The 21,711-nt window shown below is 68.0% G+C and carries 26 protein-coding genes; 21 read left to right on the top strand and 5 right to left on the bottom strand.

What is annotated here, in order from left to right:
• Window positions 1-327: hypothetical protein (locus B2869_RS06920; protein ID WP_292764268.1), on the bottom strand; the 327-nt coding region annotated here is incomplete at its 3' end.
• A 75-nt stretch (window positions 328-402) separates the two neighbouring features.
• Between B2869_RS06920 and B2869_RS06925 the strand changes: the two genes are divergently transcribed.
• From B2869_RS06925 to B2869_RS06935, 3 genes are read left to right on the top strand one after another with little or no spacing between them, the layout of a single operon-like run.
• Window positions 403-753, top strand: coding sequence for a PLD nuclease N-terminal domain-containing protein (locus B2869_RS06925; protein WP_021201145.1), 351 nt, complete (start codon window positions 403-405; stop codon window positions 751-753).
• A gap of 14 nt (window positions 754-767) precedes the next feature.
• Window positions 768-2,417 (top strand): 2-succinyl-5-enolpyruvyl-6-hydroxy-3-cyclohexene-1-carboxylic-acid synthase, encoded by a 1,650-nt coding sequence (gene menD / locus B2869_RS06930; protein ID WP_292764325.1) that lies wholly within the window; start codon window positions 768-770, stop codon window positions 2,415-2,417.
• A gap of 16 nt (window positions 2,418-2,433) precedes the next feature.
• Window positions 2,434-3,276, top strand: coding sequence for a polyphosphate kinase 2 family protein (locus tag B2869_RS06935; RefSeq protein ID WP_029258223.1), 843 nt, complete (start codon window positions 2,434-2,436; stop codon window positions 3,274-3,276).
• 15 nt (window positions 3,277-3,291) lie between these two features.
• On the opposite strand, the gene B2869_RS06940 is transcribed toward B2869_RS06935, so the two are convergent.
• Window positions 3,292-4,545 carry an isochorismate synthase gene (locus tag B2869_RS06940; protein WP_029267411.1) on the bottom strand — a complete coding sequence of 418 codons (1,254 nt, stop codon included), beginning with the start codon at window positions 4,543-4,545 and terminating at the stop codon, window positions 3,292-3,294.
• Between the two features lie 56 nt (window positions 4,546-4,601).
• On the opposite strand from B2869_RS06940, the gene B2869_RS06945 reads away from it, so the two are divergent.
• The 5 genes from B2869_RS06945 to B2869_RS06965 all read left to right on the top strand — a co-directional run bounded on the left by B2869_RS06945 (window position 4,602) and on the right by B2869_RS06965 (window position 9,504).
• Complete coding sequence (locus B2869_RS06945; RefSeq protein WP_021201141.1) at window positions 4,602-5,165, top strand: hypothetical protein; 564 nt, start codon at window positions 4,602-4,604, stop codon at window positions 5,163-5,165.
• Window positions 5,162-5,881, top strand: coding sequence for a class I SAM-dependent methyltransferase (locus B2869_RS06950; protein ID WP_029258220.1), 720 nt, complete (start codon window positions 5,162-5,164; stop codon window positions 5,879-5,881). Before B2869_RS06945 ends, B2869_RS06950 begins: the two co-directional genes overlap by 4 nt.
• Before the next feature lie 46 nt (window positions 5,882-5,927).
• Window positions 5,928-6,989, top strand: a complete 1,062-nt coding sequence (locus tag B2869_RS06955) for a polyprenyl synthetase family protein (protein WP_021201139.1) — start codon at window positions 5,928-5,930, stop codon at window positions 6,987-6,989.
• A gap of 62 nt (window positions 6,990-7,051) precedes the next feature.
• Window positions 7,052-8,425: an FAD-dependent oxidoreductase gene (locus B2869_RS06960; protein ID WP_029258219.1), complete on the top strand. Its 1,374-nt coding sequence runs from the start codon at window positions 7,052-7,054 to the stop codon at window positions 8,423-8,425.
• Window positions 8,426-8,496: 71 nt separating this feature from the next.
• The gene (locus tag B2869_RS06965) at window positions 8,497-9,504 is read left to right on the top strand and encodes an alpha/beta hydrolase (protein ID WP_029258218.1); all 1,008 of its coding nucleotides are present in this window, start codon (window positions 8,497-8,499) and stop codon (window positions 9,502-9,504) included.
• Window positions 9,505-9,510: 6 nt separating this feature from the next.
• On the opposite strand, the gene B2869_RS06970 is transcribed toward B2869_RS06965, so the two are convergent.
• Window positions 9,511-10,143 (bottom strand): GntR family transcriptional regulator, encoded by a 633-nt coding sequence (locus B2869_RS06970; RefSeq protein WP_021201136.1) that lies wholly within the window; start codon window positions 10,141-10,143, stop codon window positions 9,511-9,513.
• 454 nt (window positions 10,144-10,597) lie between these two features.
• The gene (locus tag B2869_RS06975; RefSeq protein WP_017829222.1) at window positions 10,598-11,086 is read right to left on the bottom strand and encodes a YajQ family cyclic di-GMP-binding protein; all 489 of its coding nucleotides are present in this window, start codon (window positions 11,084-11,086) and stop codon (window positions 10,598-10,600) included.
• A gap of 94 nt (window positions 11,087-11,180) precedes the next feature.
• Here B2869_RS06975 and B2869_RS06980 point away from each other — a divergent pair, with 94 nt between their 5' ends.
• The gene (locus tag B2869_RS06980; RefSeq protein ID WP_292764290.1) at window positions 11,181-11,654 is read left to right on the top strand and encodes an NUDIX domain-containing protein; all 474 of its coding nucleotides are present in this window, start codon (window positions 11,181-11,183) and stop codon (window positions 11,652-11,654) included.
• 24 nt (window positions 11,655-11,678) lie between these two features.
• On the opposite strand, the gene B2869_RS06985 is transcribed toward B2869_RS06980, so the two are convergent.
• On the bottom strand, window positions 11,679-12,110 hold the full coding sequence (locus B2869_RS06985; protein WP_029267391.1) for a hypothetical protein: 432 nt from the start codon (window positions 12,108-12,110) through the stop codon (window positions 11,679-11,681).
• 185 nt (window positions 12,111-12,295) lie between these two features.
• Here B2869_RS06985 and B2869_RS06990 point away from each other — a divergent pair, with 185 nt between their 5' ends.
• The 12 genes from B2869_RS06990 to B2869_RS07045 form a co-directional block, all read left to right on the top strand.
• Window positions 12,296-13,504, top strand: coding sequence for a sugar ABC transporter substrate-binding protein (locus B2869_RS06990; RefSeq protein ID WP_167255598.1), 1,209 nt, complete (start codon window positions 12,296-12,298; stop codon window positions 13,502-13,504).
• Between the two features lie 69 nt (window positions 13,505-13,573).
• A complete protein-coding gene (locus B2869_RS06995) occupies window positions 13,574-15,178 on the top strand; it encodes an ABC transporter permease subunit (RefSeq protein WP_292764293.1) in 1,605 nt (534 codons plus the stop codon).
• Window position 15,179: 1 nt separating this feature from the next.
• Entirely contained in the window at window positions 15,180-16,118 is a 939-nt protein-coding gene (locus tag B2869_RS07000) for a sugar ABC transporter permease (protein ID WP_292764296.1), read from the top strand.
• Between the two features lie 102 nt (window positions 16,119-16,220).
• Window positions 16,221-16,553 (top strand): PadR family transcriptional regulator, encoded by a 333-nt coding sequence (locus B2869_RS07005; RefSeq protein ID WP_292764298.1) that lies wholly within the window; start codon window positions 16,221-16,223, stop codon window positions 16,551-16,553.
• Window positions 16,550-17,203, top strand: a complete 654-nt coding sequence (locus tag B2869_RS07010) for an HAAS signaling domain-containing protein (protein WP_292764300.1) — start codon at window positions 16,550-16,552, stop codon at window positions 17,201-17,203. The genes B2869_RS07005 and B2869_RS07010 overlap by 4 nt, the downstream gene beginning before the upstream one ends.
• 70 nt (window positions 17,204-17,273) lie before the next feature.
• Complete coding sequence (locus tag B2869_RS07015; RefSeq protein WP_021201129.1) at window positions 17,274-17,426, top strand: hypothetical protein; 153 nt, start codon at window positions 17,274-17,276, stop codon at window positions 17,424-17,426.
• A gap of 135 nt (window positions 17,427-17,561) precedes the next feature.
• On the top strand, window positions 17,562-18,593 hold the full coding sequence (locus B2869_RS07020) for an ABC transporter (protein ID WP_292764303.1): 1,032 nt from the start codon (window positions 17,562-17,564) through the stop codon (window positions 18,591-18,593).
• Between the two features lie 68 nt (window positions 18,594-18,661).
• Entirely contained in the window at window positions 18,662-19,093 is a 432-nt protein-coding gene (locus B2869_RS07025) for a hypothetical protein (RefSeq protein ID WP_292764307.1), read from the top strand.
• 81 nt (window positions 19,094-19,174) lie between these two features.
• The gene (locus B2869_RS07030; RefSeq protein WP_029258210.1) at window positions 19,175-19,822 is read left to right on the top strand and encodes a hypothetical protein; all 648 of its coding nucleotides are present in this window, start codon (window positions 19,175-19,177) and stop codon (window positions 19,820-19,822) included.
• 232 nt (window positions 19,823-20,054) lie between these two features.
• Window positions 20,055-20,423, top strand: coding sequence for a 30S ribosomal protein S12 (rpsL, locus tag B2869_RS07035; protein ID WP_017201609.1), 369 nt, complete (start codon window positions 20,055-20,057; stop codon window positions 20,421-20,423).
• 5 nt (window positions 20,424-20,428) lie between these two features.
• A complete protein-coding gene (rpsG, locus tag B2869_RS07040) occupies window positions 20,429-20,899 on the top strand; it encodes a 30S ribosomal protein S7 (RefSeq protein ID WP_017201608.1) in 471 nt (156 codons plus the stop codon).
• Between the two features lie 87 nt (window positions 20,900-20,986).
• On the top strand, window positions 20,987-21,711 hold a 725-nt coding region (locus tag B2869_RS07045), incomplete at its 3' end, for a GTP-binding protein (protein ID WP_292764322.1).

Below are 21,711 nucleotides of genomic sequence, written 5' to 3' on the forward strand. Positions count from 1 at the left end.
GAGCGGCCGGGTGCCCCCGGCGAGCCGGCGGAACAGCAGGACCAGCGCGACGCCGCCGAGCACCGCGAGCAGGCAGATCCCGACACCGGAGCTGAGCACGTCGATCGTGGGCGCTGCCGCCGCGTCACCTGCCGTCGGGGCGGCAGCCGTCGACTCCGAGACGCCGGAGGCGAGACACAGCGTCGCATGCACATCGGCCGAACCCCGCGAGGTCGACCAGGCGCCGACCACGAGTAGGAGCGCGAGGCCGACGGCGGTGATCACCCGGGCGATCAGCATCCGCTCGGCCCGCGCTCGCGGCATCGGATCCGGCGATGAGGGCAGCATTTCCCGCGCAGTCTAGCAACGGCGCCTCTGTCCTCCCCGGGGCCGGGGAAGCCGTGGCGCGCCTACACTGGAGGGGTGGCGAGACTACTGATCGTCGGCGGCTTCCTCGCCGCCGTGTTCTGGGTGTTCAGCATCGTCGACTGCGCAGTGCAGCCGGCGACGCGGCACCGCGGTGTGTCCAAGCCCGTCTGGATCCTGATCGTGGTGCTCCTTCCCGTGATCGGAGGCATCCTCTGGTTCGTGATCGGCCGTCGACGTGCGAACGATCCCGGGGTCCGTCCGGTCGTCGCGCCTGACGACGACCCGGCCTTCCTGCGCAGCATCAGCAAGACCGAGCAGGATGCGCGCATCCGCCGCCTCGAGGAGGAGCTCGCCCGTCTGGACGAGGAGACCGACGAGCCTCCCGCCACGGACCAGCGCCCGTGACCTCGTCGCCGGCCATGGATGCTGCGGCATCCCTGATCGCTGACCTCGTCGCCCAGGGTGTGCGCCACATCGTGGTGTCTCCGGGCTCACGCTCGCAGGCCCTCGCGCTCGCCGCGGTACGGGCCGCCGATGACGGACACGTCCGGGTGCACGTCCGGATCGACGAGCGGGTCGCCGGCTTCACGGCTCTCGGAATCGCCCGTGAGACGGGCGTGCCCGCCGCGGTGGTGTGCACCTCGGGAACGGCCGTCGCGAACCTGCTGCCCGCGGTGATGGAGGCCTTCCACTCCGGGGTGCCGCTGCTGCTGCTCACCGCCGACCGGCCGCCCGAGCTGCGCGGGGTCGGTGCCAACCAGGCGACGCTCCAGGACGGCCTCTTCCATCCGTGGGTGCGTGACCAGGTGGACGCTCCGGTGCCGGGGGATGGCGACTGGTCGGGACTCGCTGCGCAGGCCGTGGCCGCGGCGATGGGGGCTCGCGAGGTCGAGAGCGGCCTTCGCGGGGTCTCCGGACCCGTGCATCTGAACCTCCCGTCCCGGGAACCGCTCTCGGGCGATCTGCCCTCGATCGCCATCACCCCGGGCGAGGCGCCGGAGGCTCTGAGAAGCACACCGTTCGAACTCGACCGCGGGCCGCGCACCGTCGTGGTCGCCGGGGCCGACGCCGGCCCCGATGCCGAGGAGATCGCGCACGTCGGAGGCTGGCCGCTGATCGCCGAGATCGTGAGCGGCGCGCGATTCGGACGCCAGATCGTGCACGGCTACCGTCGACTGCTCGCGCGTGAGGATCTCGGCGGACGCGTCGAGCGGGTCGTCGTCCTCGGGCATCCGACACTCAGTCGTGAGGTCGCCGCACTCCTCTCGCGTCAGGATGTCGAGGTCGTGGCCGTGCACCGCGGCGGCGAGGAGCTGAACCTCAATCACCGTACGAGGGGCGTCGACGCCGTCGTCGTCGCTCCGGGCGTCGCGGATCGCAGCTGGCTCGGGGAGTGGATGCGAGCATCCGCGGCCGAGACCGTCGACCTGAGCGAGCGCGCCCCCGATCCGGAAGCGCTGGCGTCCTCCGATTTCGCGGCGCGCAGGCAAGCCGTGAGGGCCGAGCTCGACGCCGTCCGCCGTCCGCTCGATCGCGAGCTGCTCGTCGATGCCGTGTGGCGCGCCAGCTGGCCGCACGACCGCCTGGTGTTCGGCTCCTCCCGGCTCGTCCGCGTCGCCGATCAGGTGCTCGGCGGCAAGAAGGTCCCCGTCCATGCCAACCGCGGTCTCGCCGGCATCGACGGCACGATCGCCACCGCGACCGGAGTCGCGATCGCGAGTCAGGCGGCCGGCGCCCCCGGCGTGACGCGGGTGCTGCTGGGCGACCTCGCCTTCCTGCACGACGTCGGCGCCCTGCTGCTGCCGCCTGACGAGACCGAGCCCCGGTTGCAGGTCGTCGTCGGCAACGACGGCGGGGGCACGATCTTCGACTCTCTCGAGGTCGCATCGTCAGCACGCCCCGGCGACCTCGATCGCGCCTTCTACACGCCGCACACGGTCCGCCTCGAGCACCTCGCCCTCGCGTACGGCTGGGAGTACCAGCGGGTCACCACCCGCACGGCACTGGATCAGGCCCTGACCTCGCCTCGTGGTGGACGTCAGATCATCGAGGTGCCACTGGCGCGTTGACTGGCAGGATGTGCGTATGAACGCGCACACCTGGACGCAGACGCTGCGAGTCGACGAGGGATTCCGTCTCGCCGACATCGACCCCGACGCCAAGCCCGGATATGACCACGGCAAGTCCCGCGGGGTCTCCGACCTCGCAGCCGGGCTCACCGACCTCAATGTGCTGCAGGAGCGGCTCTTCGCCGAGAGTCGGGCAGGGGTGGCGAAGGATGCGGTGCTGCTGGTGCTGCAGGCGATGGACTCGGCCGGCAAGGGCGGCATCGTGCGGCACGTCGTCGGCGGCGTCGACCCGCAGGGCGTCGCGCTCGCCGCGTTCAAGGCGCCGACGGCAGAGGAACGCGCGCACGACTTCCTCTGGCGCATCGAGAAGCGTCTGCCTGAACCGGGGTTCATCGGGGTGTTCGACCGCTCCCACTACGAGGATGTGCTGATCGGGCGTGTGCGCGAACTCGCCCCGCCGGACGAGATCGAGCGCCGCTACGACGCCATCAACGAGTTCGAGTCCCGGGTCGCGGCATCCGGCACCCGCATCGTCAAGGTCATGCTGCACATCTCACCGGAAGAGCAGAAGTCGCGGCTGATGGAGCGACTCGAGCGTCCGGACAAGCACTGGAAGTACAACCCCGGCGACGTGGACGAGCGGATGCTGTGGCCGCAGTACATGGAGGCGTACCAGGCCGTGTTCGATCGCACCTCGACCGAGGTGGCTCCGTGGCACGTGATCCCCGCGAACGCCAAGTGGTACGCCCGGCTGGCCGTGCAGGAACTGCTGCTCGCGGCCCTGGAAGACATCGACCCGCAGTGGCCACGTGCCGACTTCGATGTCGAGGCCGAGAAGAAGCGTCTCGCCGCCAGCTGAGCTCCCGGGGTGTGCTCAGGCGAGCGCGTCGACCAGAGGGCGGAACTTCACGCGCGTCTCGAGCAGTTCGCTCTCCGGGTCGGAGCCGGCGACGATTCCGGCGCCCGCGTAGGCTGTGACGCCGATCTCTCCCTGGCGCTCGGCGAACTGCGCGCAGCGCAGCGCGATCGCCCATTCGCCGTTGCCGGCGGCATCCACCCAGCCCACGGGGCCGGCATAGCGCCCGCGGTCGAAGGGTTCGAGCTCGCGGATCGCGTCGATCGCCGCCGGTGTCGGAGTGCCGGCGACGGCGGCGGTCGGATGCAGTGCCCGCACCAGGTCGAGCGCGCTCTCCCCATCGGCCAGCTCGCCCTCGACGTCGGTGGCCAGATGGAACAGATTCGGCAGCTTCAACAGGAAGGGCTGTTCGCTCGCCGCCAGCGCCCGGGTGTGGGATCGGAGCGAGGCGAGCACGCTCTGCACGGCGTACTGGTGTTCGTCGAGGTCTTTGACGCTCGACGCGAGGTGAGCGGATGCGGCGGTGTCGGCGTCGGCGTCCGCGCCACGGCCGATCGTCCCCGCCAGCACCCGTGCGGTGACGGTTCCGTCGTGCACGGTGACGAGCGTCTCCGGGCTCGCACCGATCAGCCCGTCGACGGCGAACGCCCACGTGTCGGGGTAGCCGGTCGAAAGGGCGCGCACGAGCCGACGCAGGTCGGAGCCTGCCGGGATGCTCCCGGTGAGGTCGCGGGCCAGCACGACCTTGCTCAGGTCTCCGTCGGCGATGCGGGCGAGGGCGCGGCGCACCGAATCCTGGTATCCCTGCGGGCTCTGCGCTCCGGGGCCGACGGTGCCGGCCCAGTGCGGGCCGTAAGGCTGGGTGACGAGCTCGTCACGGTCGTCCGGAGCGCCGGCGAGGCGGAGCGTGGTGCGCCAGAACCGGTCGCCGTGTCGCCCCACCACCTGCGTGGGCACCACGAGCACGCTGTCCGCGGCCGAGTCCTCGTCGAACGCGAATGCCCCGAAGGCCACGAGCCCCGTGCCCGGGAGGCCCATCGGGTCGGAGATCTCGGACTGCGCCGCCATGGTGCGCCAGGCAGCCGCGAGGGTCTCGACGCGTGACGTTCCCGCTTCGACCGCGGGACGGATCTCCGTGAGCGGTCGGCCGACGGCGACGATCCCGTCTCCGCGGCGCAGCCAGGCAAGAGGGCGGGCGGGGTCCGCGTAGGCCAGGAGGTCTTCGACCGGGTCGATCTCGCGGGTCTCCACGACCAGGTGGGTGGTGTGCACGTCTCCAGCCTATGCCGCTCAGGGCGCATGGATCCGCGTGGTCGTAGGGTGAGCGGATGAGCGACGCACGTCCCGCACCCGGCACCGAGATGGTCTTCCAATGGCGCAAATGGGATGGCTCGCCGCACTGGCGGCACGAGTGCGTCTATCTCGGCGCCGACGAGTGGGGCGACTGGATCGGGCAGCCCGTCGGATGGCACAGTGTGCGCCCCGGCGCCGAGTTCCATGCGGGCGGTCCGAACGTCACGCTGGTCCCGGCGAGCGGTGACCATGCGCTCACCGTCAATCGCCGTCACCGCAAGGGCATGCGCATCTACATCGATCTGGGGTGGGACATCCGCTGGTCCGATGATCCGCTGCTGGCGACCGGGATCGACATGGACCTCGACGTGGTGCGCGTGGAAGGGGAACGGGGAACGTGGGTCGACGACCGCGACGAATGGGCCGACCACAGTGCCCGTTACGGCTACCCGACCGATGTCATGGCGCATCTGGAAGCCCTCGCGCTCGACCTCGAGGAGCGGGTGCGGGCCCGGGTCGCGCCGTTCGACGATGCGACCGCCGATCCCTGGCTCGACCGCCTCGAAGCGCTGGGCCTCGCGCCTAGACTGAACTCGTGACCTCGAACGAGAAGAACCGCGCCGATCTCGGCAAGGACCCCGCCCGCGTCAGCGGCATGTTCGACCAGGTCGCCGCAGGGTACGACCGGACGAACACCGCGATGACCTTCGGCAACGACGTGCTGTGGCGTGCGGCGACCACCCGAGCGGTCGCTCCGAAGCCGGGGGAGCGGATCCTCGACCTGGGGGCGGGCACGGCCTCGTCGTCGGCGTCCCTTGCGCGGAGCGGTGCCGAGGTGGTCGCGGCCGATTTCTCTCCCGGCATGCTCGCCGAGGGCGAGCGCCGGCACGGCGCCATGCGCAACCTGTCGTTCGTGCAGGCCGATGCCACGGATCTTCCGTTCCCGGATGCGACGTTCGACGCGGTCACGATGTCGTACGCGCTGCGCAACGTGAACGATCCGAAGAAGGCGCTGAGCGAGCTCTACCGCGTGACCAAGCCCGGAGGGCGACTCGTGATCAACGAGTTCTCGACCCCGCCGGGAAAACTCTTCCGCAGCGCCTACCGCTTCTACAACGCCCAGGTGCTCCCGCGGGTGGCCCGCGTCGCCGGTACGAACGGCGACGCCTACGACTATCTGAACGAGTCGATCCGCGAGTGGCCGGACCAGAAGCGGCTCTCCGCCTGGATCCGCGAGGCGGGCTGGAGCGACGTCGCCTACCGCAATCTCTCGTTCGGCATCGTGGCCCTGCACAGAGCGCGCAAGCCGGAGTGAGTCTCTCGGGCGAAACCTCGACATCCGACGAAGGTAGGCTGAGAACGTGACTTCGAGCCCCATCGCCCCGGGTTCGCGACTGGCGAGCCGTCTCGGCTTCAGCGATCGCGTCTTCATCGGCCCTGCCGCCCGACGTGTCGCGCGCGCCATCGAAGACGGGCTGGAGCTGGTCGAGACCGGCCTGGCCGACGACGTCCGCGTCGCCGACCCGCTGGCCGACGCCGCCAGCCGTTACCTGTACGAGGCGGGCGGGAAGCGCATCCGTCCCGTGCTCACGCTCCTCGCCGCGCAGCTCGGCGACGGCAACACCACCGAGGTCATCGACGTCGCGAAGGCCCTCGAGATCACGCATCTCGGCTCGCTGTACCACGACGACGTGATGGACGGTGCCGACCGCCGCCGAGGGGTTCCCGCCGCTCATGCCGTGTGGGGCAACAACATCGCGATCCTCACGGGCGACATCCTGTTCTCCCGCGCCAGCCAGCTGATGTCGCGGCTGGGGGAGCGTGCCATCCGTCTCCAGGCCGACACGTTCGAGCGTCTGGTGCTCGGTCAGATGCACGAGACCCTGGGACCGCAGGACGGCGACGACCCGATCGAGTTCTACATCCAGGTGCTCGCCGACAAGACGGGCTCCCTGATCGCCGCGGCGACGCAGGGCGGGGTGATCTTCTCCAACGCTCCCTCGGAGTACGAGGAGCCGCTGCGCGTGTACGGCGAGAAGATCGGAGTCGCGTTCCAGCTGCTCGACGACGTGATCGACCTCTCCGCGAAGCCCGAGGAGACCGGCAAGGTGCCGGGCACCGACCTGCGCGCCGGCGTTCCGACGATGCCGTATCTGCTGCTCAAGGCGGAGGGGGACGAGGCGTCGATCGACCTCGCGGCGCGCATCGATGACGGCGTCGCCCTCATCGCCGACGGAGCGGACCCGGCCATCCTCGACGGCCCGTTGGACGAGTTGCGCGACCACGTCGTGACGCAGAAGACCCTCGAGCTCGCCCACGCGTGGACGCGCGACGCCGTCGACGCTCTCCGGCCTCTCCCGCGCGGAACCGTGCGCGAGGCGCTGACCCGATTCGCTGAGACCCTCGCCGAACGCTCCAGCTGACTCCGCGCTGCGGCCCTTCGGGCCGCGGGCACCGGCTGCGACGGCATACGAAAGGACCTCCCATGACCAAGCTCAGACTGGCCATCGTCGGTGCGGGCCCCGCCGGCATCTACGCGGCAGACATCCTGCTGAAGGCGGAGCGCAAGTTCGACGTCTCGATCGACCTCTTCGAACAACTCCCCGCGCCGTACGGACTGGTGCGCTACGGCGTCGCCCCTGACCACCCCCGCATCAAGGGCATCATCACCGCCCTTCGCGACGTGCTGGACCGCGGTGACATCCGCCTGTTCGGCAACGTCCGCTTCGGCGAGGACATCACCCTCGAAGACCTCAAGAAGCACTACAACGCGGTGATCTTCGCGACCGGTGCGATCCGTGACACCTCGCTCGACATCCCCGGCATCGATGCCGTCGCCTCGTACGGGGCGGCGGACTACGTCAGCTGGTTCGACGGCCACCCCGACGTGCCGCGTGAATGGCCGCTCGACGCCGCTTCCGTCGGCGTGCTCGGCAACGGCAACGTCGCGCTCGACGTGGCCCGCATGCTGGCCAAGCACGCGGAGGACCTGCTCGTCACCGAGGTGCCGGCCAACGTCTACGAGGGCCTCAAGGCCAGCGAGATCACGGATGTGCACGTGTTCGGGCGGCGGGGGCCGGCGCAGGTCAAGTTCACTCCGCTCGAACTGCGCGAGCTCGGCGAGCTGCGCGACGTCGACATGGTCGTCTACGACGAGGACTTCGACTACGACGATGCCGCCAAAGACGCCGTCGCCAGCAACAAGCAGGTCATGGTCATCGATCGCATCCTGCAGTCGTGGCGCAAACGGGATTCGGTCAACAACGCCGGAGGCACGGCATCGCGCCGTCTGCATCTGCACTTCTGGGCGAAGCCGGTCGAGGTCCGCAAGGACGAGAACGGTCGCGTCGCGGCTCTCGTGTACGAGCGCACCCGGCCCGACGGCCAGGGTGGCGCGGTCGGCACCGGCGAGTTGCGCGAGGTGCCCCTGCAGGCTCTCTACCGTGCCATCGGCTACTTCGGATCCCCGCTTCCCGGCGTTCCGTTCGACAAGAAGCACGGGGTGATCCCGAACCGCGAGGGCCAGGTCCTCGCGAAGGACTCGAACGACCGCGTGCCCGGCATCTACGCGACCGGATGGATCAAGCGCGGCCCGGTCGGGCTGATCGGGCACACGAAGTCCGATGCGATGGAGACCGTGCGCCACATCATCAACGATCAGGGTTCCTGGTGGCACCCGGAGGACCCCTCGGAGGAGGCGATCGTCGAACTCCTGCAGGAGCGCGGTGTGCGCTGGACCGACCTCGATGGCTGGCACCGCCTCGACGAGCACGAGATCGCTCTCGGCGCCCCGGAGGAGCGCGCCCGCGTGAAGGTGGTCCCGCGCGACGAGATGGTCCGCGTCTCGCGCGGCGAATAGCGCGGTCGCGGTCGGCCTTCCCCCGAGCGGTCGCGCTCTCGGCTAGCCTGGCGACGACGGGGGAGGAACGCATGGCCGAGTGGATCCCTGATGTCCTGGGCGACGAGTTCGAGCAGCTGACACTCGATCTCGGCACAGACGATCAGGGCCCCGTGGTGGCGACTCTGGTGCGTGCGCTGCCGAAGAGGCCCGGTCTGTGGGCGCGGGCGAGCGGCAATCGTCCGCCTCTCGACGGAGTCGATGTGCTGTACGTGCACGGCTGGTCCGACTACTTCTTCCAGAAGCGGCTCGCTCGATTCTGGACGTCTCGGGGGGCCCGCTTCTTCGCCCTCGACCTGCGCAAGTACGGTCGCAGCCTCCGCGACGGGCAGACCCCGGGCTACATCGCCGACCTCGCCATCTACGACGAGGACATCGGGGCGGCGCTGGATGCGATGGGTCGAGGTGAGGGCGGCCTCGAATCCGATCGACGACTCGTTCTTCTCGGGCATTCCACGGGCGGCCTGACGTTGAGCCTGTGGGCTTCCCGGCATCCGGGCGCGGCCGACGCGGTGATCCTCAACAGCCCCTGGCTGGAATTCCAGTTCGCGCCGGCGAGGGCCGCGATCGCGCCGATGGTCGAGCTGCAGGCGCGTATCCGGCCGATGGAGGCCGCACCGCAGATCGACCTCGGCTTCTACACCCGCGCGCAGCAGGAGGTCGCCGATCCGGACGACCCGATGGAGGTCAACCCGGTGTGGCGTCCCGCGCAGACCATGGCGGTGTACGCGGGGTGGCTGCACGCCGTGCTCTCCGGGCACAAGACGGTGGCCGCGGGGCTGTCGATCACCGCACCGGTATGTGTATTGCTCTCGGCACGATTCGTGCCGCCGACGCGCTGGTCGAACGATCTCACCTCCGCCGACTCGGTGCTGGTGGTCGACGACATCGCGCGTGCGGCACTCCGCCTCGGTCCCAGCGTGACCGTGGAGCGCATCGACGGAGCGCTCCACGACGTCTTCCTCTCCCGACACGACGCGCGGGAGGACGCCTACCGGCGCTTGGACAGATGGGTCACGGGTTGGCGCGCGGCGCTGTGACGGGGCTCACAGGTAGTACATCGCCCTGACCAGGCGTTCGGCACCATCGCCGTCGGCATCGCGCACGGCGTCGCGGAAATCGTCGTAGACCTGCCCCATCCGCGCCCGATCGGACGCGGGAACCACCCAGTCGCGAAGGTTGCGGAACAGCACCATGCTCGCATCGTCGATCAGTGTGCGATGCTGCTCGTTGCCGCTGTGCGAGCCCAGGTACGAGAACACGGCCCAACGGGCGCCGGAGGTCGTCGCCAGGTCGTCCAACGACGCATTCATCGCGGCGACGAGCGTGATGACATGCTCGCGTTGAGCCGCCGTGAGCCTCGGCACCGCCAGTCGCGCCGCGATTCCGGCCTGATACCCCGCGAACTCGAGCGACTGCGCCATCGTCTCGGGCGTCACCGCCGTGACCTCGGTGTACCGGCTCGGGTACATCGTGACCATTCCCAGTCGCTCCAGGCGCTGGAGCGCCTCTCGAACAGGTGTGCGCGACACATGCAGCTCTTCGGCGACGTCGACATCGCGGATGCGCTCACCCTCTGCCAACGTGCCGTCGATGATCTGCCTTCCGATGTGGTGGAAGACCTCCTCGGCCAAGAGCTGCTTGCTCTCTCCGATGTTCGTCGATCCGATACTCGCCATGGACCTGCCCCCAGTTGTCCTTCTGATCCCGAGCGCCCCATGATTCGCCCGGGAGGGCAACTACATCATGAAGTCGCATCGGATGCCAACAGCCCCACCCGAGTCCGCGAACCGCGTGGGGGCGCGCAGCGTGACTCAGGTGGGCTCTTCTTACTCGCGGTCTCCTTGCTCGCGGTTCCGTGGCCGGCGGATGCAGGGCATCCGCCGGCCACCGAAGACGCGAGCGCATGGAACTGCCGCGGCCTCGTCCCCACGAGGGCAAGCTCGCAATCCCGAGATCGCGTAGCCCTACGACGGCAGTGCGTCATGCGGCGTTCGCGTCATCGGTCGCATTGAGTCGACCACTCCCAGTCTTGGGCACCGCAACCCATATATCGGTATGCAATCCAACAATGACGAGAGAGGGGGCCGAGTGCGCTGCACCCGACCCCCTCCCCGCGACGTGTCGCGGCGCTTACCGGTAGTTGATGAACTGCAAGTCGAGATCGAGGTCGGCACCCTTGAGCAGTGCGATGACCGACTGCAGGTCGTCTCGGCTCTTGGACTGCACGCGCAGCTCGTCGCCCTGGATCTGGCTCTTGACTCCCTTGGGGCCTTCGTCGCGGATGATCTTGTTGATCTTCTTCGCGTTCTCCGAGGAGATGCCGTCCTTGAGTGTCGAGACGATGCGGAACTCCTTGCCGCTGGCGAACGGGTCGCCCGACTCGAGGCTCTTCAGGGAGATGCCCCGCTTGATGAGCTTGGACTGGAACACGTCGAGCACGGCCTTGGCCCGCTCCTCGGTGTTCGCGATGATGAGGATGCTCTCGCCGCTCCAGGCGATCGACGCACCGGTGCCCTTGAAGTCGTAGCGCTGCTCGATCTCCTTGCGGGCCTGGTTCAGGGCGTTCTCCGCCTCCTGGTGGTCGACCTTCGAGACGATGTCAAATGAACTGTCAGCCATGTGTCAACTGTAACCGGGGGCATCCGCATATGTCGCGTACGGCTGACGGAGGCGCAATGGAAGAGGCCCCTGGAACGGTGCTTAGACTGCTTCGATGCCGATGTCTCCTTATGTCCGGTCGATTCGCGCCCGGATCGGTCAGGACTTCTTGCTTCTCCCTGGCGTCACGGCCGTCATTCGAGACGACGAGCGGTTCCTGCTCGCCCGGCACGCGCATTCCGGACTCTGGAGTCTGATCGGCGGTGGCGTCGAACCCGACGAGGATCCCTCGGATGCGGCTGCCCGCGAAGTCCTCGAAGAGACAGGGGCGCGAATTCGGATCACGGGAGTCATCGGCGCGTACGGAGGCGAACCGATGACGGTCACCTATCCCAATGGCGATCGGGTCGGCTACGTGACGATCGCGTACGAGTGCGAACTCCTCAGTGAGGCGACACCAGACCTCGACGAGATCCTCGAACTCGGCTGGTTCTCCCGTGACGCCATCTTCGATCTCCCACGGCGTGACTGGATAGATCGGGTCATCCGCGATACGCCGCACGGCGCTGCAGGGGCTACCGCCCGCTGAAGATCTCACCCCGCGCGCAGGGGCTCAGGGGCTCAGCGCGTACACATTGTCGGAGATCCGGGTGGCTCCGTCCGGGGTGGGGTAGTCGTCCGGAACGGTCACGAAATGACCGGCGGGGCCGCTCATCTCGACGGGGCCACCTTCGCTGCCGCACCCCATGATCCCTGCGGTCTCGTCCCGGTAGGCGAGTATGCAGACAGAGCCCTGATCCAGCCCGCGCAACAGCCAGAGCGAGCTGCCGGAATGCTCGCCGACGTACCGCGCCGACGAAAGGTCGGCGATGTCTGCGGGGTCCTGCTCGATGAACGCGTCCGGAAGGGCGTCTGCGCCTTCGGCTTCACGGTCCAGAACGGCGTAGCCGGTGGCGAACGCGGTGCACCCGCTGAGGACAGCAGCGGAGAACGCCAGGACGATCCCTGCCGTCATCCGCGCGATGCGAAGCGAACCATCAGCCATGTCGGCAGTCTACGGGGTGACCTCTTCTCCGCAGGTGGAAGCGTTTTCACACCTGACGGCCACCCTTCTCTCGGTCACGGGTTGATATCGACGCCCACTCTCATTGCAAACAGCGTCGATTTCGATGCATACTGTAAGCGCTTGCAGTCCTTGCAGGTGATCAGCACTGAGAGAGGCACACACCAATGAAGGTGAACAAGAGGGGCATCGTCGCCGCGGGCGCGATCGCCATCGTTTCGACTCTGACGCTTGCCGGCTGCTCCACGGGGACCAGCAGCGACGACACCTCGGGCTCCGACGACAGCGGAAAGCTGGTCGTCTGGGTCGATGCCGAGCGCGTCGATGCACTGCAGGGCGCGGCAGACGCCTACCAGGAGAAGACCGGCGTCAAGGTCGAGCTCACGGGCAAGTCGGTCGACGACATGAAGGACGACTTCATCCAGCAGGTCCCTACCGGCAAGGGCCCCGACATCGTCATGGGCGCGCACGACTGGCTGGGCGAGCTCTCCACGAACGGAGTGGTCGCGCCGATCGAGCTGGGTGACAGCTCCGAGGACTACCTCCCCGTCGCCCTGCAGGCCGCCACCTACGATGGCACCGTCTACATGCTTCCGTACGCCGTCGAGAACATCGCGGTCCTGCGCAACGCCGATCTCGTTCCCGCCGCCGCGACCAGCTTCGACGACATGGTCTCGAAGGGCACGTTCGTCGTGGAGCAGGGCACCGAGGGCAACCCGTACCACCTGTATCCGTTCCAGACCGCTTTCGGGGCCCCGGTGTTCGGCACCGATGACACCGGCAGCTACGACTCCACCGACCTCCAGCTGGGCAGTGAGGGCGGCTTCGCTTTCGCCGACTGGCTGGGCGCGCAGGGCGCAGCGGGCGTGCTGAACACCGACGTCGACGGCGAGATCGCCAAGCAGCAGTTCCTCGACGGCACCGCGGCCTTCTGGCTGACCGGTCCGTGGAACGTGGGCGCGGCCACCGACGCGGGCATCAACGTCGCGATCGACCCGATCCCGAGCCCGACCGGTGAGACCGCCTCGCCGTTCGCCGGCGTCAAGGGCTTCTTCGTGAGCTCCGAGTCGAAGAACAAGGTCGCGGCCAACGACTTCCTCGTCAACTACATCGGCACCGAAGACGTGCAGCTCGAGCTGTTCAAGGCCGGCAACATCCTGCCCGCCCTGACCGCCGCAGCCGACACCGCCGCCGCCGATCCGATCATCGCCGGATTCCAGGCCGTCGGCGCCGACGCCGTCCCGATGCCCGCCATCCCGGCCATGGGCGCGGTCTGGCAGTACTGGGGCGTGGCCGAGGCCGCGATCATCAACGGCGAGGACCCGACGACGACGTGGCAGAAGCTCGTCGACGACGTGACCGCCGCGATCAAGTAACAGCCAGAACACTGACTCTGCCGGGGTGGGCGTCTTCGTCCGCCCCGGCAGGATCATGACGAGGACGACATGACAGACACCGACGAGCGCACAGCTCCTCCGACCAGACGCCAGCGCCAGGCCGCGAAGATCGCGGAGGCCGCATCCGGACCCATCGGCTGGATGCTGCTGAAGATCCTCCTGCTGGCGGTGGTCGACGCGATCGCGCTGTATGCGGCCTTCGTGCTCTTCGCCCATCAGGAATGGTTGATCCTCGGCGTCGTCGTCGTGGTCGCCGTCCTCGTCAACTACATCTACTTCTCCCGCAAGCGCATCGCGGCGAAGTACCTCACGCCGGGCATCATCTTCCTGGTCGTGTTCCAGGTCTTCACCCTGCTCTACACCGGGTACATCGGGTTCACGAACTACGGCACGGGTCACAACGGGACCAAGGACCAGGCGATCTCCTCGCTCCTCGCCTCGGCCCAGGAGCGGGTCGAGGATTCGCCGACCTACCCCGTCACGGTGGTCGAGCAGTTCGGCACCTACGGGCTGCTCGCGACCGATCCGGAGTCCGGCGACGCGCTGCTCGGCACCGCGGAGCAGCCCCTGGAAGAGGTCGACGCCCGGTTCGAGGGCGGCAAGGCCGTCGCGGTCGACGGCTGGACCACGCTCCCGCTCGCGACCGTCTTCACACTCTCCGAAGAGCTGGAGAAGCTCTCGGTCCCCTTCAGTGATGATCCGAACGACGGCAGCCTGCGGGCTCCCGACGGGCAGAAGGGCTACCTGTACGTCTCGACGCTCGAATACGACGAGGCCGCGGACACCATCACCGACACCACCACCGGCACCGTGTACGCGGACACCGGTGACGGAGCCTTCACGGCCGAAGGCGGAGAGCAGCTCCTCCCCGGATGGCAGACGACGGTCGGGTTCGACAACTTCGTGCGCGCGGTGACCGACTCGTCGATCCGCGGGCCGCTCATCTCGGTCACGCTGTGGACCTTCGCGTTCGCGCTGATCTCTGTCGCGACGACGTTCTTCCTCGGACTCCTGCTCGCGCTCGTCTTCAACAACACCCGCATGCGATTCCGCAACGGATACCGGATCATCCTCATCCTCCCGTACGCGTTCCCCGCGTTCCTCTCCGCGCTGGTCTGGGCCGGAATGATGAACGAGAGCTTCGGCTTCATCAACCAGGTGATCTTCGGCGGGGCCGCGATCCCGTGGCTCACCGACCCGGTGCTCGCGAAGGTGTCTGTGCTGCTGGTGAACCTGTGGCTCGGCTTCCCGTACATGTTCCTCGTCTGCATGGGCGCTCTGCAGGGCATCCCCGAGGATGTGAACGAAGCCGCGGTGATGGACGGCGCGAACCCGTGGCAGGTCTTCCGGCGGATCAAGCTGCCGCTGCTGCTGGTCACCGTCGCGCCGCTGTTGATCTCGTCGTTCGCGTTCAACTTCAACAACTTCAACCTGATCTACATGCTCACCAAGGGCGGTCCGCGCTTCAGCGACGTGTCGATCCCCGTCGGGCACACCGACATCCTGATCTCGATGGTCTACAAGGTCGCCTTCACGGGGCAGACGCGCGACTACGGTCTGGCGTCGGCCTTCACGATCCTGATCTTCATCGTGGTGGCCACGATCTCGATCATCAGCTTCCGCAAGACCAAGGCCCTCGAGGAGCTGAACTGACATGAGCACCCACAGCCCCACCACCGGGCGATCCGCCACCACTCGCTCCACCGACGACCTGCAGAGCCTCGCTCCGCGGCGCCGCAGCTTCGGCGCGTGGTTCGCCGACACCGGATGGCGGCACCTCGTCGCGATCGTCGTGAGCGCCTTCGCCCTGTTCCCGCTGCTCTACGTCGTCTCCGCCTCGCTGAACCCGAAGGGGACGCTGACGGGCTCGAACCAGCTCTTCTCCGCGATCGGGATCGACAGCTACGTGCGCATCCTGAGCGACCCGCAGAACCCGTACGGCACCTGGTTCCTCAACACGCTGCTGATCGCCGTCGTCACCGGCGCGGTCACCGTCTTCATCGGCGCCTGCGCCGCGTATGCCTTCTCGCGCATGCGGTTCGCCGGACGACGGGTCGGTCTCGTCACGATCGTCGTCGTGCAGATGTTCCCGCAGCTGCTCGCCGTGGTCGCGATCTTCCTGCTCATGTCGACGCTGGGGGACTGGTTCCCCGCCATCGGTCTCAACACGCACACCGGGCTGATCCTGGTGTACCTCGGTGGAGCACTCGGCGTGAACACCTACCTGATGTACGGCTTCTTCAACACCATTCCGAAGGAGATCGACGAGGCGGCCCGGATCGACGGCGCCGGTCATGCGCGCATCTTCTTCACGATCATCCTGCGTCTGGTCGCCCCCATCCTCGCAGTGGTCGGCCTGCTGTCGTTCATCGGCACCGTGAACGAGTACGTGATCGCGAGTGTCATGCTCGTCGACGTGGATCAGCAGACGCTGGTCGTCGGACTCACCAAGCTCGTCGCCAACCCGCGGTATGCAGACTGGTCCGCGTTCTCGGCCGGCGCCGTGATGGCCGCGATCCCGGTGATGATCCTGTTCCTCTTCCTGCAGAAGTACATCGTGGGCGGGCTGACGGCAGGCGCGACGAAGGGCTGACGGCACGGGCGGTCGTCCCTTCGGCGGCGACCGCCGTCCCTCCCCGGCCGTTTCTCCCAGGACCGTTCCCGCTCACTTGTCTCGCATGCTACCTTGTCATGCATGACAGCGGATGTCGGCGCCCAGATGCGCAAGGGCGTGGTCGAGTACTGCGTGCTCGGTCTGCTCGCGCGTGAGCCGATGTACGGCTGGCAGTTGGCCGACGCGCTCACCGGCGCGGGATTGATCGCCAGTATCGGCACGCTGTACCCGCTGCTCGGGCGGCTGAAGGACAACGGCTGGGTCACCACCTTCGACCAGCCCTCCGGAAGCGGTCCGGTGCGCAAGTACTACCGGCTCACCGCCAGCGGGACCGAGCAGCTCGAGCGGTTCCGTGCGCAGTGGACACCATTCGCCCGTGTCGTCACGGGCATCGTCGGAGAGGGACGACCATGACAGAGCTCACCGCAGACGACCTCCGTGCGGATTACCTCGCGCGGCTCGACGAGGCCATGCGCAACCTGCCGCACGGTGTCGCGAGCGACATCCGTGCCGGCATCCTCGAAGAGCTGCAGGGACTCGACGCCGAAGCGACGGCGGCGCGCATCGCGCATCTCGGCGATCCGGTCGTGATCGCGGATGAAGCTCAGGCGGAGGTGCCCTCGGCGACGATCGTCGGTGCTCCCACGATCGCCGCACCACCGACACCCCGTCCGCCCGCGACCTCGACGAGAGGGTTCGCGATCGCTGCGGCGCTCACGTTGAGCTTCGGAGGGATCGTGGTGCCCGTGGTCGGCTGGTTCGTCGGCGCCGCGCTCGTCAGCGCGAGTGCACTCTGGAGGGGCTGGGAGAAGGCGATCGCTCTCGTCGTGCCGTTCGTCGTCACCGGCATCTCGTTCCTCACGGTCTCGACGCTGACGGCCCTCGCCTCGTCGGAGACGGGAAGCAGCTCTTCGGGGACCGGGACGCCCCCGGAGGTTCCCGCCGTCAACCCCCTCGTCCCCGGCGTGGGGGAGTGGCACGTCCTCATCCTCCTCGGGTTCCTCCTCGTCCCCCTCTCGGGGCTGTGGCTGCTGTGGCGACTTCGCGGGCGCACCGCAGGATGACAGGCACTGCCGTTGCCGGATATCGGCGTTGCTCCGCAGCCCGTCGGGGCTTCGGCCGTAGCGTGGAGCCATGGCACGGGTGGGGGGACGCAACCTCGGGATGAGCTGGTTCGCCGGGATCGTGTGCGTCGGCATCATCGGGGCTCTCGTCTGGCTGTCCCTGCCGATGGTCCCTGTGCTCGCGCAGTTCGCGGGCGATGCGCTGCGCAGCGCGCTCCCCTGAACCCGCGTCACGACGACCGGTCCTCGCGGATGACGACGCGTCTCCGCGTATGACGACACGTCGGCACGCCTCCGCAAGCGGTCGTTCGCGCGGAGGTACCCTCGCAGTGCACGTATCCGATGAGAGGCGCACCCCATGAGTGACCCCAACGTTCCCCAGCCCGAGAAGCCGGCTGACGTTGACGACGTCGTCGGCAGTGCGAACGAAGGCCTGGACGCCGCTGCGGCTGCGGGTGCTGACGTTCCCGGCAACAACGACGGCGTGAACGACGGCATCGATCAGAAGCCCGTCGCAGCGCCGGTCGACCCCGACCTCGCCGCTTTCGAAGAGGCCGAGCGTGATCACCCCGGTACGTTCGCCTCCCCGCCGCCGGCCGTGACGCCTGCTCCGGTCGCTCCGTCGCGCGACTACGCCGACGAGGTCAGGGCTCAGGCCGACGCCGAGACCACCTCGTTCTACCCCGAGCCCGTCGTGGGCGAGCCCGTCCCGTTCGGCCACGAGCAGTCGGGGATGGCCGGTGCGGCGTACGCCCAGTACGGCGATGAGGTCGAGACGCGCGTCGTCCCGTCGGAGCCGCTCGTCGCCGCTGCCGCCGCACAGCCGCAGCCCATCTTCGTCCAGGCGCCCGAACCGCCCCGTGACCGCGGCAACCGCGGCACCGCGGGAGCGATCGGACTCCTGGCGACCCTGGTCTTCGCGGTGCTCTACCTGGGGGCTGCGCTCGGACTCGGTGCCATCGCCGGAGATGTGACCGGCGAGAACATCGGCCAGACCGCGATCGCGCCCCTGATGACATGGGGGTTCTGGACGCCCGTCGTCGTGTTCTTCCTCGGATTCTGGCTGCTGGGCGCGATCATCAACCGTGGGCGCTGGGGCCTCTGGGTCGTCTTCGGCCTCATCGTCGGCGTCATCGCGTATGGGGGCCACATCCTCGGGCAGCTCTTCGAAGCTCCGTTCTGGAAGCTCAGCGCCAGCCAGGGACTCGACCTCGTCGGGGAGCAGCTGCTCGCCCCGCTGGCGATCGCGGCCTTCGTGTTCGCCCGCGAGCTGACCATCTGGTTCGGTGCCTGGGTCGCCCGAAGCGGTGCTCGCAAGACCGAGCTGAATGCCGAGGCGCAGCGCGAGTACGAGCGCACGCTCGAGGCCGGCCCGACGCTGTCGAGGTAATCACGGACTCCACCACGCCGAACCCCCGGGGACCCGAGTCCGCGGGGGTTTCGGCCATCCTGGCAGTGGTGCTCGCCACCATCAGCTTCTTCGCGCTCGCGGTGTTCGGGCTCGGCGCCGTGAGCATCGCCACCGACACGGACATCATCGCGGTCCCGGATCTCGGCCAGACTCCTGGCGTGGTCGGCATGATCGCGGCGGTCGTATCGTTCGCGCTCATGCTGTGGTCCACTCTGCGTCGACCGCATCCGTCGTATGTCGCGACGATCGCGATCGCGCTGGTCGCCGGCCTCGTCCATCTGGTCGCGGTATGGGTCGCCGTCCTCATCGGCGCCGGGAGCATCGTGCTCGCGACAGCGGTCGCCGGCGGTCTCGTGCGAGGCGGCGCGAGCGCCGTCCTCGTGCTGGCGGGCCTGATCGCCGGATGGGGTGGGATCGCGCTGCGTCGCACACGCGCCGAGCATCCGCGTTGGCCGTGGGAGCGCGACGAAGAGGAATGATGTCCGAGCGATCCTCCCTCCGCGCCCCGCCGGGGCCGGGAAATCGCGACGGTGGCGGGCGACGCGCCGTACTCTGGTGGGGTGGAGCGCTCGTTGGAGACGCAGGTGGACCAGGCCGTGGAGGCATGGTTGCGCTGGGTGCCGCGCTGGGAGCCGGCAACCCATCGTGGTCGTGTCGCGCCGTGCCGCCGGTGCCTCGGATCGCCGATCCTCTCCGCAGCCGGTATCGGTGCCAACGTGCCGCACGGCGTGCAGCACGGCCTATCGACGCGTATCAAGACCATCGTCGATCACGCCGTCGCGGAGTACACGGCGCGGAATCTGCCGATGCTGCAGCGCGAGCTGGATCAGCAGGCCGCGCGGAACCGCGCCCGCAGCTACCGCCCGGCCGAGGACCTCGATCCCGAGTTCGACGGGCTGCCCCTCGATCCGGATCCGGTGCCCGGAGCACCGTTCCTGTTCACGATCGCGGGGCTCGCGGACGAATCCGCCGCCGCGCTGCCCGCACTGCCCCCGCTCACGGAGGAGGCGAAGATCGCCCTCCGCCAGGAGGTCGCCCTCGCCGACGAGTACGCCAACATGGTCGGCCGCGAGATCTGCGGGATCCTGTTGCGTCATCGGATACACATCCAGGCCGCGATCTCACAGCACGTCGAACCGCAGATCGAGGCCCTGTTGGCCGAGCTGACCGAGTCGCTGGACTCGCCGTTCGATCCCGATCTGCCCTGATCCGGCACTCGGGCCGCGCGGCCGGAGTTGCGCTCATTTGACCGCTACGTTACGCGGCATTACACTTGATCAGGTGTGTGCACGCCTCCGCGTGTGCGCTGGGCGCCGGCACCATGCCGGTCCGCCCCCACGGCATACCCATCACACCAAAAGCTCGTCGGTTCCGGCGTGCCGGTGGGTCATGATGTGAAACCCATCACGCTGTCACCGTGCAGCACTATGAGGAGAGAACGTGCCAACCATTCAGCAGTTGGTTCGCAAGGGTCGCTCGCCCAAGGTCACCAAGACCAAGGCGCCGGCGCTCAAGTCGAACCCGCAGCAGGCCGGGGTCTGCACCCGCGTCTACACCACCACCCCGAAGAAGCCGAACTCGGCGATGCGCAAGGTCGCTCGTGTGAAGCTCCGCAACGGCACCGAGGTCACCGCGTACATCCCCGGTGAGGGTCACAACCTGCAGGAGCACTCGCTCGTGCTCGTGCGTGGCGGTCGTGTCAAGGACCTCCCCGGTGTGCGTTACAAGATCGTCCGTGGCGCCCTGGACACCCAGGCAGTCAAGAACCGTAAGCAGGCTCGTTCCCGCTACGGCGCGAAGAAGGGTTGAGTTAGATGCCTCGTAAGGGACCCGCCCCGAAGCGCCCCGTCGTCAACGACCCGGTATACGGCGCACCGATCGTCACCTCGCTGGTGAACAAGATCCTCGTCGACGGCAAGAAGTCGCTGGCCGAGTCGATCGTCTACGGCGCCCTCCGCGGCGTCGAGGCGAAGAACGGTCAGGACGCCGTCGCCACGCTGAAGAAGGCGCTCGACAACGTGCGCCCGACCCTCGAGGTCCGCAGCCGCCGCGTCGGTGGCTCGACCTACCAGGTGCCGGTCGAGGTCAAGCCTCACCGCGCCAACACGCTCGCTCTGCGCTGGCTCGTGAGCTACGCGAAGGGCCGTCGTGAGAAGACGATGACCGAGCGTCTGCAGAACGAGATCCTCGACGCATCCAACGGCCTGGGTGCCGCGGTCAAGCGCCGCGAGGACACGCACAAGATGGCCGAGTCGAACCGCGCGTTCGCTCACTACCGCTGGTAAACAGCTTCGCCCGCCCCTCGGCCACTCGCCGCGGGGCGGGCACCCCCTCTTCGCAGTACGACTGCTCGAAAAGATAAGGACACTCCTGTGGCACAAGACGTGCTCACGGACCTGAGCAAGGTCCGCAACATCGGCATCATGGCGCACATCGATGCCGGCAAGACCACCACCACCGAGCGCATCCTGTTCTACACGGGTGTGAACCACAAGATCGGTGAAGTGCACGACGGCGCCGCTACCATGGACTGGATGGAGCAGGAGCAGGAACGCGGCATTACCATTACCTCGGCAGCGACGACCTGCTTCTGGAAAGGTATGGCCAACAACTTCGAGCCACACCGCTTCAACATTATCGATACCCCGGGCCACGTCGACTTCACCATCGAAGTGGAACGTTCGATGCGCGTCCTGGACGGCGCCTGCATGGTTTACTGCGCAGTCGGCGGCGTGCAGCCACAGTCGGAAACCGTGTGGCGTCAGGCTAACAAGTACAAAGTCCCGCGTCTGGCATTCGTCAACAAGATGGACCGTACTGGTGCGAACTTCTTCAAGGTGTACGAGCAGATGCGCGCTCGCCTGAAGGCCAACCCGATTCCTCTGCAGATCCCGATCGGCGCCGAAGACAACTTCAAGGGCGTGGTCGACCTGGTCAAGATGAAGGCGATCCTCTGGGACGACGCTTCGCAGGGCATGAAATTCGACTACGTCGACGTGCCGGCCGAGCTGGTCGATCAGGCCAACGAATGGCGCGAAAAGCTGGTCGAAACCGCCGCTGAAGCGTCGGAAGACCTGATGAACAAGTACCTGGAAGA

Source organism: Microbacterium sp. UBA3486 (assembly GCF_002377845.1).
In the GTDB taxonomy this organism is placed as follows: domain Bacteria; phylum Actinomycetota; class Actinomycetes; order Actinomycetales; family Microbacteriaceae; genus Microbacterium; species Microbacterium maritypicum_A.